Here is an 11,712-nt window from a genome sequence, read left to right as displayed (position 1 = left end):
AAACCCGGACGGATTGGCACCGCAAAGGACAAGGACGATGATCATCGGCAATAAGGAGCTGCGCAGCCTCAGCTGGTATGGGCTCAAACCTCGGCTCAAGTCGCTGCTCGGCCTGCCGCTGCTCAATCCGCTCCTGCTCGGATTCGCGCGGACGTTTCTATCACCCGCTCGCCGCGCCCGCGTCCCTGTCGGCAAGGACGTCGTGACCTATCGCATGAGCAATGGCGGACACCTGACGCTCAATAGTCCGATGAAATGCGACGTCGCCCGAGACATCTATTGGGGCCAGGGTCGACGCGAATGGGCGTCCGAATGCCATGCTATCGATTGCGCTGAGGCTTTGGCCGGTTCGGCGGATCTGTTCCTCGACATCGGCGCATATTCGGGCCTGTTCTCGTTGGTCGTGGGGCAAGCGAATCCTGGCATTCGCGTATTCGCCTACGAAATCGTGCCGGAGAACTATCTTCTGTTGGTCGAAAACGTCATCACAAATCGGCTCAACCGCACCGTGTCGCCGCAGTTGCTGGGAATCGCGGATCAGCCGGGCGAGATCCGGATGCCCCTGAAAACGCAGCAATCGCAACTTCCTTCATCCTTGTCCCTCTCTTCGTCGTTTCCGGAGGGTCTGTCGGTGCCACTGGCCCGACTGGATGATCTGTTCGGCGACTTCTCCGGCAAGGCGTTTTTCAAGATCGATGTCGAGGGATTCGAGCCCGGTGTGCTGACGGGTGGTCGGGAATTCTTGGCACGCATTCGTCCCGACATGATTTGCGAAGTCCTCGAATCGGCCGACACCTCGGCGGCGTTGCACGAGCAGCTCGATCCGCTCCAATACAGCTACTACCAGTTCACCGATGCCGGGCTTGTGCGCCGGGAGCGGATCAAGCCGAGCCGAGATGGACGCGATTGGCTCCTGACGGTGAAGCCCCTCGCGGAGCTGCGCAGCGCATTGCCCAAGCTTTCGGTCGACTAGCGTGAAAATCCTGGTCACCGGCGGCGCCGGCTATATCGGCAGCCATGCCTGCGTAGTGTTGGCCGCGCGCGGACACGAGGTCGTCGTCGTCGACAACCACAGCAACAGTTCGCCGCAGGTGTTGACGCGCATCGCGCAACTCACGGGTGCGCCCGTGGTGGCAAGTACCGTGGACCTGCGCGATGCGGTGGGCCTGGCGCGCCTCTTCGCCGAGCACCGCTTTGAGGCGGTGATGCATTTCGCTGCATTGAAGGTGGTGGCCGATTCGATCGCGAGGCCGCAGGAATACGAGAGCAACAATGTCGGCGGCACCGCCTCGCTGCTGGCGGCGATGAAGCAAGCCTCGGTATCGCGGCTGGTCTTCAGCTCGTCGGCGGCGGTGTACGACGCGACGGCATCGATCCAGGTCGGCGAGGACGCGCCGTTGGGCGCCGGTCATCCTTACGGCCAGAGCAAGTTGTCCTGCGAGCATCTGATCGCGCAGCAGGCAAACGAGACAGCGGATTTCCACGCCGTGAACCTGCGTTACTTCAATCCGGTCGGTGCGCACCCTTCGGGCCTGCTCGGCGAGGATCCGCACGGCACGCCGACGAATCTGATGCCGTATGTCAGTCAGGTGGCCGTCGGCCAGCGCGCGAGGCTGCCGATTTTCGGCGACGACTACGCCACGCCCGACGGTACCGGCGTGCGCGACTACCTGCACGTCATGGACCTGGCGCGTGCGCATGCCGATGCGCTGGATTTTCTCGTGCGCGAACGACGCAGCCTGACGGCAAATCTGGGCACGGGGCAGGGCGTGAGCGTGCTGGAGCTGGTGCAGGCTTTCGAGCGCGTGTCGGGTCGCGCGGTGCCTTACGACATCGTCGCGCGGCGCGCGGGCGACGTCGCGGCCCTTTATGCCGATCCGTCGCTTGCACAGCGGGTGCTCGGCTGGCGCGCGGAGCTCGATCTTGAAGCGATGTGTCGCGACGCGTGGCACTGGCAGTCGCGCAATCCGCAGGGCTACGCGACCTCGTAGGAGCGCGCATCAGCGCGACGGTTGTTTCGGCGGATCAGCGAATCGCGGTCCGGCCCGCTCCCACCAAATCAACGGCGCCGGAAGGTCCGCGACGCCCAGTTCTTCAGTTTCTGCGGCAATTGGCGGACTTCGGAGGGTTTTCCACGCGCCGGTTTCTTCGATCCCTGGCCGGGTTTGTCGTCGGGCGGGGCCGGCTCCTGTTCCGGTTCCGAGGCCGGTTCGTCCGGCGCCTGCTCGGGTTCGGACGCGGGCTTGGCGGGTGCGGGTCGCGTCGCCGCAGGAGCTTTGGCGGGCGGTGTTTTCGCCGGGGCTTCAGCGGGTTGTTCCGTCGGCGGCGTGGTCGGCGCGGTGCTGGCATCGGCGACGGTGGTTTCCGTGGCCGGTTCGCGCGTCGCATACCATCCGGTCGCGATCAGCAAACCGATCGCAAGCGCCAGCAGGGCGAGATCGCGTTTGCCGCTGCGCTGCCGCAAGGCCTCGCCCCAGGTCCGGAAAGCGAGAAATGGCGAAACACGGTCGTCGCCGCGCTGAATTTTTTCCAGCGCCTGCAACATCTGTTCGGCACTGCCGAAACGCTGCGCCGGCGATTTCGCCATCGCGCGATCGATGAAGCTTTGCCAGTGGCGTTTGTCCGCCGGCAATCTCGGGATGGCGTCGTTGGCATGCATCAAGGCCAAGCCGAGTGCATCGGGCGAACGGAAGGGCAGGTCGCCGGTCAGCAGCGAATAGGCCAGCACGCCGACGCTGTAGAGATCGGCACGACCGTCCACTTCTTCGCCGCGCGCCTGTTCCGGTGCCATGTAGCCGGAGCTGCCGACCGAAAGACCGGCCGAGGTGAGACGGCTGGTGTCGCGCTTGGACGTCGCGATGCCGAAGTCGGTCAGATGCGGCCGGTCCTGGGCATCGAAGAGCACGTTCTCTTCCTTGACATCGCGATGCACGATGCCCTGCACGTGCGCGTAGCCCAGCGCCTGCAGCAGGACGCGCAACACGTCCTTGATCTGCGTCTCGTCATCGCGCAGATCGCGTTGCGAGAGATCGCCGTTCGCCAGGTGCGGCATGATGTAGTACATGCGCCCGTCGTTCGTGCGACCGACTTCGTGGATGCCGACGATGCCCGTGTGGCTGAGTTTGGCGATCGTGCGTGCTTCGTTCTCGAAGCGCTGCTTGCTCGTCTCGTCCTGCAGCGCATGCCGCTCGGTGACCTTGATCGCGACCGGCCGATCGAGCGATTCCTGGATGGCCAGGTACACCGTCGCCATGCCGCCCGATCCCAGCCGCCGCTCGAAACGGTAGCCGGGAATGCCGGGAAATTGCCCGTCGTCCACGTCGTGGGTTCGGGTCGGATGCGCGGGAAAGAGAGGATCCTGCATGGCGTCGCGGAGGTTCAGCAGCAGCCGTGGTCGCCGAAGTGGCTGTCGCCGGCCTGCACACCAACACCGCGCGTGAGACCTTTCTCGCTGGCGTCGTAATGATCGGCGATGACCTTTGCAACCACCGAGGTCACGCGCTTGCCGGTCGGGATGTGCAGGAATTCGTTTGGACCGTGGGCGTTGGAATGCGGGCCGAGCACGCCGGTGATCATGAACTGCGCGCCCGGGAATTTTTCGCCGAGCATGCCCATGAACGGAATCGTGCCGCCTTCGCCCATGTACACCGCCGGCGCCCCGAAGAACTGCAGGCTGGCCTGGTCGATGGAGTTCTCCAGCCAGGGCGACAGCAGCGGCGCGTTCCAGCCGGTGGATGCTTTCTCCACTTCGAATTCGACCTTCGCGTTGTTCGGTGGATTCTCGGTGAGCACACGCTGCAGGATCTCGCTCGCGCGTTTCGGGTTCAGTGTCGGCGGCAGGCGCAGGCTCAGCTTCACGGCGGTGAACGGACGCAGCACGTTGCCGGCATTGTTCAGCGGCGGGATGCCGTCCATGCCGGTGATTGACAAGGCCGGGCGCCAGGTGCGATTGAGCACGAGTTCGGTGAGGTCGGGATTCATCGGCGTCATGCCGGGCAGGAACGGAAACTTGTCGAACACGTCATTGCCCAGCACCTGGGCCGCCCGCTGCGCCTGGGTCAGGCGCTGCTCGGGAATGTCCACGAACAGATCTTCGACGAGGATCTTGCCGCTGCCTTCGTCTTCCAGACGCGAGAGCAGCTGGCGCAGGATGCGGAAGCTCGACGGCACGACGCCCGAGGCATCGCCCGAATGCACGCCCTCGCTGAGCACGCTCACGCGCAGGTTGCCGCCGGCGAGGCCGCGCAGCGAAGTGGTGCACCACAGCTGGTCGTAGTTGCCGCAGCCCGAGTCCAGGCAGACGACGAGCGACGGCTTGCCGATGCGATCGGCGAGATGGTCGACGTAGAACGGCAGGTCGTAGCTGCCCGATTCCTCGCAGGCTTCGATCAGAATCACGCAGCGGCTGTGCGGCTTGCCCTGTTCCTGCAAGGCGCGGATCGCGGTCAGCGAACCGAAGATCGCGTAGCCGTCGTCGGCGCCACCGCGGCCGTACAGTCGCTCGCCCTTGATGACGGGTTTCCAAGGACCGAGGTCGTCGGCCCAGCCGGTCATTTCCGGTTGCTTGTCGAGATGGCCGTACAGCAGCACGCAATCGTCGCCTTGGCCGGGGACGTCGATGTAGATCAGCGGCGTGCGGCCGGGCAGGCGCACCACCTCGACCGTCATGCCCTTGAGCGGCTGCGTCTTCGCCCACGCGGCCAGCTGCTCGGTCGCGGCATCCATGTAGCCGTTTTTCTGCCAGTCGGCGTCGAACATCGGCGACTTGTTCGGGATGCGGATGTACTCGACCAGCTGCGGGACGATGTCGCCATCCCAGGCCTCGCTGACGATACGGTCGGTCTTTGCGGTGTCCATGCGTTCTGCTCCGGCCCTGCTGGCGGTTTTGTCCGCTAATTCTAGCTGACGGGGGTGGGAAAAGGCCGACCCCGGAGGCGGGCGGATTCGCAGGGAAATGTGAATAAAACGGCGATGGGGCGCGTCCGGCGCGGTGCGGAGACTGGCTCCACCGACACGGCGTCGCCGGGCCGGACTGTCACCACCCAAGGAGCACCGTCATGCACAAGTTCGCCCTGATCCTGAAGAGCCTCGTCCTTTCTGCCTTGCTCGTCACCTCCGCGTTCGCCGGCGAGAAGGTCAACATCAATACGGCCGACGCGAAAACCATCGATCGCGTGCTGGTCGGCGTCGGCCCGAGCAAGGCCGAAGCCATCGTCGCGTACCGCAAGACCAATGGCGCCTTCCGCAGCGCCGACCAGCTGGCCTCGGTCAAAGGCATCGGCCTGGCCACCATCGAAAAGAACCGTGACCGCATCGTGGTCACCGGCGCTGTCGCCGCTACCGCACCCGCTGCTGCCGGCAAGCCCGCCGCTGCGCGTCCGGTCGCCGGCAAGGCCCCTGCAGCGCGTCCCGTCGCGCGCTGACAGGCAGACGATGGCCCGCGCCGAACTAGGGCGGCGCGGGTTTTTTCTCTGTTGTCGTGGGAGCGGGCCTGACCGCGATGCTTTTGACTGATTTGCCTTTGTGGGAGCGGGCCTGACCGCGATGCTTTTGACTGATTTGCCTTTGTGGGAGCGGGCCTGACCGCGATGCTTTTGACTGGAGACCTCCCCGGATCTTCAGTCCCGGTCGCGGTCAGGCCCGCTCCCACAAGCGCGCCCTGCCCGGATGCCGCCACACGACCTTGGAGGCCGCAATGGCCAATGCACTGCAAGAAACTCGCCCAGGCTCCACGATGCCGGGAAGCAAGGCTCTCCGAAAACACCGCACCAGCCTCGAGGGACAGGCCTACCTGCTGACCACCACGACGATGTATCGCCGCACTATTTTTCGCGATGCTGAAGTTTCGTTCGCTGTCTGCAAAGCACTTCATCAACCCTGGCTCTGGCGCGACAGTCAGCTGCTCGCCTGGGTGCTCATGCCCGATCACTGGCATGGCCTGGTCCGACTGGGGCGTGATGATGATCTCTCGACGCTGATGGGGCGGTTCAAATCTGTCACAGCGCGCGCCGTCCCTCAGTGCTTCCGTATCAATGGTTGGTTATGGAATCGCGGCTTCCACGATCACGCCCTGCACAATGACGAAGGCGTCCGAGAAACCGCGCGCTACCTCGTCGCCAATCCCTTGCGCGCCGGACTGGTGGACGAAATTGCGAACTACCCGTATTGGGACGCCGCGTGGATCGGCGCACGCCCGGACAGCATCTGCGCTCTCTAGACCCGCTCCCATGACCCCGCACCCCGCTTGCGGCCCGCCCCGGCCGCTCCCACAATGCGGTCGTGAACATCCACCTCATCCCCGCCAACGAGTACCGCCGTGAGCGGTGGAAGAATGGACTGGGCTGGACGCGCGAGATCCTGCGCTGGCCGGAAGAAACCACGGCCTGGGATTGGCGGGTGTCGATCGCTGAGGTCGACAAACCCGGACCGTTCTCGCGCTTTGAAGGTTGCGATCGCGAACTCGTGCTGCTGTCCGGCGAGGGCATGCGTCTGGATTTTGCCGATGATGGCAGCCAGGTCGACTTGATGCCGCCGCACGGCAGTCACCGGTTCTCCGGCGAGCGCGATCTGTCCGCGCAACTCGTCTCCGGTCCGACACAGGATTTCAATCTGATCTGGCGCCGCGATCGCATCGAGGCGACCTTACTGCATCGGCCGCTGGTCGGCCCGATGGTGTTTTTTTCCGAAGCAGACGTGCGCTGGATCGTCTACGTGATTTCGGGCCAGTGCGCGTTCAAGGACCAGTTGCTGCCGTCGCGCCTGGAGCAGGGTGACACCGCCCTGATCGAACCCTCGCACAGCCATGCCAACCACCGCGTCATTCTCGACGGCGGTGGCGAATTGCTGCTGATCAAGCTGATCGCGCGCTGACGATCAGAGCAGGCCCGGTCCGAGCACCAGGGCGATGACCACGATGGCGGCGGCCAGGACGCTGACGACCATGTCGCGCGGGCGACGACCGCGCGCCCACATCGCGATACCGCTGATGCCGAGCAAGGTCATCGCGATGCCGAAGCTGTCGCCGAGCACGATCCAGGCGATGCCGCCGCCACCGCTCTTGTGCAGGCGCACCAGCGAGGCGAGCCAGTCGTGGTGGGTGCGCTCGATTTCCAGGCTGGCATCGCCGGCGGCGTAGTCGGCGCTCCAGCTGTCGCGGGCGCTGCCGCCGGAGAATTGCCACTGCTCGGGTTCGCTCGCATTGCCGCCGTCGCCAGCAGGCACGGCGGGGCGAACGCGCTTCATCAACGGCGTCATGCCCTGGTCCTGCGTCAGCCACTGCGCCATCGCCTCGGGCGTCGCGCGGGCGGCTTCCGGCACGGTGATGCGTACTGGCTCACCCGGCGTGCGTTCACCCTGCGGCAACTGCATCGCGAACCGGTGGTTGAGCACGACGCCGGAGAAACCGAACAGGATCGCGGCGATCGCGCCCCAGGCGCCGACCCACAGGTGGATCTGCCGGACGATCGGATACCAGCGCGTCGGCTTGGTGCGGGGCGGCGTTGCATTCATGGCGAGCGGTCTCGTGGAAAAGTGGGATGGGGTGGGGATCAGCGGTCGTCGCGTGTCCAGACCTGGTCGTTCTCGATCTTGACGGGAAATTTGGCGATCGGCACGTAGGCCGGCGCACACAGGGCCTCGCCCGTGCGCAGGTCGAACTTGGCGCCGTGACGCGGGCACTCGACCTCGAAGCCCTCGATGGGCCCGCCGGCCAGTTCGCCGCCGTCGTGCGTGCAGATGTCCTCGACCGCGTACAGGCTGCCGTCGATGTTGAAGACGGCGATCGCGGTATCGCCGTCGAACGCCACCTGGAACTCGCCAGGCAGCAAGTCCGAGGTGGCACACACCCGTATCCAGTCGGTCATGAGGTGTCTCGCGCGAGAGAGTTACGAGAGCGGCTTGGCGAGGATTTCGAAACGCAGGTCGTCGCGCTTGGGCAGGCCGTAGCGTTCATCGCCATACGGAAACGGCTTGTGGATACCGGTACGCTGATAGCCACGGCGTTCGTAGAACGCGATCAGGGTGTCGCGGATGTCGATCACCGTCATTTCCATGCGCCGGCACTGCCAGTCCTCGCGCGCCTGGCGCTCGGCCTCGTTGAGCAGCAGCTTTCCAACGCCGCCGCCCTGCAAGGTCGGCTTGACCGAGAACATGCCGAAATAGCCGGCTTCGCCCTGTTTCTGCAGATGGCAGCAGGCCAGGATCTCGCCGTCGCGTTCCAGCAAGAGCACGCGGCTATCTGCGGCGTGGATGTCGCGCGCCAGCCCCTCGGGGTCGATGCGCTGGCCTTCGAGCATGTCGGCTTCGGTCGTCCAGCCCGCGCGACTGGCGTCGCCGCGATACGCGGATTCGACCAAGGCGACGAGGGCGGGAATATCGGCGACGGTGGCCAGGCGGAAAGAGTGTGTCGGATCGGCCATGATCATCCCAGCAGGCTGCGGGCTTTTTCGATTGCGACCGCGAGGCGGTCGATCTCGTCGAAGCGGTTGTAGAAAGCGAACGAGGCGCGGCAGGTGGCCGCCACGCCGAAATGTTGCATGAGCGGATGCGCGCAATGATGCCCCGAACGCACCGCGATGCCCTCGAGGTCGAGCAGGGTGGCCAGATCGTGCGCATGCGCGCCGTCGACGAGGAAGGACACGACGGCGGCCTTCTCCTGCGCTGCACCGAAAATGCGCAGGCCGGGAATCGCACTCAGCCGCGTCGTGGCGTAGGCGAGCAGTTCCTGTTCGCGCGCCTCGATCGCGGCCATGCCGATCTGGTCGAGATACTCGACCGCCGCGCCGAGTCCGATCACGCCGGCGATGTTCGGCGTGCCCGCCTCGAACTTGTGCGGCGGATCGTTGAACACGGTCTTCTCGAAACGGACTTCCCGGATCATTTCGCCGCCGCCGAAAAACGGCGGCATCGCGTCCAGGTGTTCGCGTCGCGCCCACAGCGCGCCGGTGCCGGTTGGCCCGAGCATCTTGTGGCCGGTGAAGGCATAAAAATCGCAGCCGATCGCGGCGATGTCGACCGGCCGGTGCGGCACGGCCTGCGAGCCGTCGATGACGGTGGCGATGCCGCGCCGGCGCGCCTCGCGGCAGATGTCCGCGACCGGGTTCACCGTGCCGAGCACATTGGACACCTGCGTGAGTCCGAGGATCTTCACCTCGGGCGTCAGCTGCGCGTACAGCGCCGGCAGATCAAGCTCGCCGGTCTCGGTGATCTCGGCGACGCGGATCTTCGCGCCGGTGCGCTCGGCGATCAGCTGCCAGGGCACGATGTTGGCGTGGTGCTCCATGCGCGAGAGCACGATCACGTCGCCGGCGGTCAGCCGCGGCAGGGCATAGCTGTACGCGACCAGGTTGATCGCCTGCGTCGTGCCCGAGGTCAGTACCAGGTCTTCGCCGCGCACATTGAGGAAGGCTGCGAGTTTCTTGCGCGCCGCTTCGTAGGCCTCGGTCGCTTCCATGCCCAGCGTATGCACGGAGCGCGAGATGTTCGCGTTGTGTTCGCGGTAGAACGCATCGGTGATGTCGATCACGCGGCGCGGCTTCTGCGAGGTGTTCGCGGAATCGAAATACACGAGCGGTTTGCCGTGCACTTCGCGCGCCAGCACCGGGAAGTCCTGGCGCAGGGCGTCCCAATCGATCGCGACCGGCTTCATGCGCTCGTCTCCAGACGGGCCAGGCGGGCTTCGAGCACCGGCGAGAGTTGCTCGATGAGCACCGGGTCGCGCAGGCGGCCGAGGGCCTCGCGCGCAAAGGCGAGCGTGAGCAACGCACGCGCCTGGGTCTCCGGAATGCCGCGGGTCCGCAGATAGAACAGGTGCTGGTCGTCGAGGCGTCCGATCGTCGCGCCATGCGCGGCCTTGACCTCGTCGGCGTAGATTTCCAACACGGGCTGCGTATCGATCTCGGCACCGTCGGACAGCAGGAGATTCTTGTTGGACAGCGCAGCCTCGGTGCCATCCGCCCCTTCGCGGATAAGGATGCCGCCATGGAACACCGCGCGACCGCGGTCGGCGGCGAGGCCGCGCCAGAGCAGGTCGCAGGTGGTGTCGCGGGCGGTGTGCACGATGCCCAAGCGCGTATCGACATGACGACGGCCGCCGGCAAGCAGCACGCCGCCAGAGCCGAAGGTCGCGCGCGCCCCCTGCAGTTCGACATTGAGTTCGTGCCGCGACAGCGCGGCGCCGAGCTCCAGGTCCACGCGCCGGTAGTCGGCGTCGGCGCCCAGTTCGGCGTCGGTGCGTGCGATCACGGTGGCGCCGGCGTCCTCGTCCTGGACGCGGGCATGCAGCAGGTGTGCCCCGGAGTCGAGCTGCACCTGCACGAGATGATTGCCCAGGTGTCGATGCGCGCCGGTGGCCAGATGGTGTTCGACCACGGTCAGGCGCGCGTTCTCGCCCACGACGAGGACGTGGCGCAGATGCGCGGCGACATCGGCATCGGACGGAGCGCCGACGAACACCAGATGCACCGGTGCGGCGATCTGCGCCTTCGCTTCGACGCGAACGAGTGCGCCTTCGATCGCGAGCGCGGCATTGAATTGCGCGAAGGTCTCGTCGACTTGTTCAAAGCGACGACCGAGCCAGGCGGCTGCGTCCCGGCCATTCGCATGCAAGGCCTGCGAAAGCGGCTGCACGGACAAGCCCGGTGCCGGATCCGCGATCTGCGAGAGCGTCGCATCGAACTGCCCATTGACGAAAACCAGGCGCGGCGACGGAATGTCGGCAAGCACGGCCGGATGGATGGCTGGCGTCGCCGCGCTGCTGCGGAAGTCGCGTTGCGACAGGGCGCGCAGCGGCGTGTATTTCCAGCGCTCGCTGCGCGGACCGGGCAGACCGCTGGCAAGGGCCAGTGCGAGCGCCTGTCGGCGCGCGTCGCCCAGGCCCTGCGCATCGATCGCGCTCGCGGGCAGGGCCGCGAATCCGGCCTGGAAGGACTCGAGCAGACCGGTCATGGCGCGACGCGATCCTTCACCCAGGCGTAGCCGTGCGCTTCGAGTTCGAGCGCGAGCTGCGGACCACCCGATTCCACGATGCGGCCGTCGGCAAGCACGTGCACGACGTCGGGCGTGATGTAGTCGAGCAGGCGCTGGTAGTGGGTGATCACCAGGAAGGCACGCTCGGGCGACCGCATCAGGTTGACGCCATCGGCGACGGCCTTGAGTGCGTCGATGTCCAGGCCCGAGTCGGTTTCGTCGAGGATCGCGAGCTTGGGTTCGAGCAGGGCGAGCTGGAAGATTTCGTTGCGCTTCTTCTCGCCGCCGGAGAAACCTTCGTTGACGGCGCGATGCAGCAGCTCGTCCTTGAGATGCAGCACCGAGAGTTTCTCGCGCACGCGCTTGAGGAACTGCATCGAGTCCAGTTCCGGCTCGCCACGGTACTTGCGTTGGGCATTGAGCGCCGCGCGCAGGAAATAGGTGTTGTTCACGCCCGGGATTTCGACCGGGTACTGGAATGCGAGGAAGACGCCTTCCGCCGCGCGTTCTTCCGGCGCCAGTGCGAGCAGGTCGCGGCCTTCGAAGCTCACCGAGCCTTCGACGACTTCGTAGCCTTCGCGACCCGCGAGCACATTGCCCAGCGTGGACTTGCCCGCGCCGTTCGGCCCCATGATCGCGTGCACCTGGCCGGCCTGCACCTCGAGCGACAGGCCCTTGAGGATGTCCTTGCCGGCGACACGGACATGGAGGTTTTCGATCTTCAGCATTGTCTCGTTCTCAAAAAAG

13 protein-coding genes are annotated in these 11,712 nt (G+C 65.7%); 5 read left to right on the top strand and 8 right to left on the bottom strand.

Annotated elements, in window-relative coordinates:
* The first annotated feature begins 37 nt into the window (after nt 1-37).
* Both G467_RS0108145 and galE read left to right on the top strand, forming a co-directional pair.
* Nucleotides 38-973, top strand: coding sequence for an FkbM family methyltransferase (locus G467_RS0108145; protein WP_022969240.1), 936 nt, complete (start codon nt 38-40; stop codon nt 971-973).
* Between the two features lies 1 nt (nt 974).
* Nucleotides 975-1,991, top strand: coding sequence for a UDP-glucose 4-epimerase GalE (galE, locus tag G467_RS0108140; RefSeq protein WP_022969239.1), 1,017 nt, complete (start codon nt 975-977; stop codon nt 1,989-1,991).
* Nucleotides 1,992-2,059: 68 nt separating this feature from the next.
* Here galE and G467_RS0108135 read toward each other — a convergent pair whose 3' ends face one another.
* Entirely contained in the window at nt 2,060-3,364 is a 1,305-nt protein-coding gene (locus G467_RS0108135; protein ID WP_022969238.1) for a serine/threonine-protein kinase, read from the bottom strand.
* Nucleotides 3,365-3,378: 14 nt separating this feature from the next.
* Nucleotides 3,379-4,857 carry a M20 family metallopeptidase gene (locus G467_RS0108130; RefSeq protein WP_022969237.1) on the bottom strand — a complete coding sequence of 493 codons (1,479 nt, stop codon included), beginning with the start codon at nt 4,855-4,857 and terminating at the stop codon, nt 3,379-3,381.
* Nucleotides 4,858-5,057: 200 nt separating this feature from the next.
* Here G467_RS0108130 and G467_RS0108125 point away from each other — a divergent pair, with 200 nt between their 5' ends.
* From G467_RS0108125 to G467_RS0108115, 3 genes are all read left to right on the top strand, one after another.
* Nucleotides 5,058-5,423 (top strand): ComEA family DNA-binding protein, encoded by a 366-nt coding sequence (locus tag G467_RS0108125; RefSeq protein ID WP_022969236.1) that lies wholly within the window; start codon nt 5,058-5,060, stop codon nt 5,421-5,423.
* A 272-nt stretch (nt 5,424-5,695) separates the two neighbouring features.
* Nucleotides 5,696-6,217: an REP-associated tyrosine transposase gene (locus G467_RS0108120; RefSeq protein ID WP_245559047.1), complete on the top strand. Its 522-nt coding sequence runs from the start codon at nt 5,696-5,698 to the stop codon at nt 6,215-6,217.
* A 62-nt stretch (nt 6,218-6,279) separates the two neighbouring features.
* Nucleotides 6,280-6,870 carry a HutD/Ves family protein gene (locus tag G467_RS0108115; protein ID WP_022969234.1) on the top strand — a complete coding sequence of 197 codons (591 nt, stop codon included), beginning with the start codon at nt 6,280-6,282 and terminating at the stop codon, nt 6,868-6,870.
* 3 nt (nt 6,871-6,873) lie between these two features.
* Here the strand turns inward: G467_RS0108115 and G467_RS0108110 are convergent, their stop codons facing one another.
* From G467_RS0108110 to sufC, 6 genes are read right to left on the bottom strand one after another with little or no spacing between them, the layout of a single operon-like run.
* Nucleotides 6,874-7,509 (bottom strand): PepSY-associated TM helix domain-containing protein, encoded by a 636-nt coding sequence (locus G467_RS0108110; protein WP_022969233.1) that lies wholly within the window; start codon nt 7,507-7,509, stop codon nt 6,874-6,876.
* A gap of 38 nt (nt 7,510-7,547) precedes the next feature.
* Nucleotides 7,548-7,862, bottom strand: a complete 315-nt coding sequence (locus G467_RS0108105; protein WP_022969232.1) for a non-heme iron oxygenase ferredoxin subunit — start codon at nt 7,860-7,862, stop codon at nt 7,548-7,550.
* Nucleotides 7,863-7,883: 21 nt separating this feature from the next.
* Complete coding sequence (locus G467_RS0108100) at nt 7,884-8,417, bottom strand: GNAT family N-acetyltransferase (RefSeq protein ID WP_155844853.1); 534 nt, start codon at nt 8,415-8,417, stop codon at nt 7,884-7,886.
* Nucleotides 8,418-8,419: 2 nt separating this feature from the next.
* The gene (locus tag G467_RS0108095) at nt 8,420-9,646 is read right to left on the bottom strand and encodes a cysteine desulfurase (RefSeq protein WP_022969230.1); all 1,227 of its coding nucleotides are present in this window, start codon (nt 9,644-9,646) and stop codon (nt 8,420-8,422) included.
* A complete protein-coding gene (gene sufD, locus G467_RS0108090; protein ID WP_022969229.1) occupies nt 9,643-10,944 on the bottom strand; it encodes a Fe-S cluster assembly protein SufD in 1,302 nt (433 codons plus the stop codon). The genes G467_RS0108095 and sufD overlap by 4 nt, the downstream gene beginning before the upstream one ends.
* Nucleotides 10,941-11,693 (bottom strand): Fe-S cluster assembly ATPase SufC, encoded by a 753-nt coding sequence (gene sufC, locus G467_RS0108085; protein ID WP_022969228.1) that lies wholly within the window; start codon nt 11,691-11,693, stop codon nt 10,941-10,943. Before sufC ends, sufD begins: the two co-directional genes overlap by 4 nt.
* Nucleotides 11,694-11,712: the final 19 nt, after the last annotated feature.

Source organism: Arenimonas oryziterrae DSM 21050 = YC6267 (assembly GCF_000420545.1).
Taxonomy (GTDB): domain Bacteria; phylum Pseudomonadota; class Gammaproteobacteria; order Xanthomonadales; family Xanthomonadaceae; genus Arenimonas; species Arenimonas oryziterrae.
This window is presented reverse-complemented; position numbering and strand designations above follow the sequence as displayed.

Coding starts and splice junctions, on each gene's coding strand:
- G467_RS0108145 (WP_022969240.1), top strand. CDS start 38: ATGATCATCGGCAATAAGGAGCTGCGCAGCCTCAGCTGGTATGGGCTC.
- G467_RS0108135 (WP_022969238.1), bottom strand. CDS start 3,364: ATGCAGGATCCTCTCTTTCCCGCGCATCCGACCCGAACCCACGACGTG.
- G467_RS0108130 (WP_022969237.1), bottom strand. CDS start 4,857: ATGGACACCGCAAAGACCGACCGTATCGTCAGCGAGGCCTGGGATGGC.
- G467_RS0108125 (WP_022969236.1), top strand. CDS start 5,058: ATGCACAAGTTCGCCCTGATCCTGAAGAGCCTCGTCCTTTCTGCCTTG.
- G467_RS0108120 (WP_245559047.1), top strand. CDS start 5,696: ATGGCCAATGCACTGCAAGAAACTCGCCCAGGCTCCACGATGCCGGGA.
- G467_RS0108110 (WP_022969233.1), bottom strand. CDS start 7,509: ATGAATGCAACGCCGCCCCGCACCAAGCCGACGCGCTGGTATCCGATC.
- G467_RS0108105 (WP_022969232.1), bottom strand. CDS start 7,862: ATGACCGACTGGATACGGGTGTGTGCCACCTCGGACTTGCTGCCTGGC.
- G467_RS0108100 (WP_155844853.1), bottom strand. CDS start 8,417: ATGGCCGATCCGACACACTCTTTCCGCCTGGCCACCGTCGCCGATATT.
- G467_RS0108095 (WP_022969230.1), bottom strand. CDS start 9,646: ATGAAGCCGGTCGCGATCGATTGGGACGCCCTGCGCCAGGACTTCCCG.
- sufD (WP_022969229.1), bottom strand. CDS start 10,944: ATGACCGGTCTGCTCGAGTCCTTCCAGGCCGGATTCGCGGCCCTGCCC.
- sufC (WP_022969228.1), bottom strand. CDS start 11,693: ATGCTGAAGATCGAAAACCTCCATGTCCGTGTCGCCGGCAAGGACATC.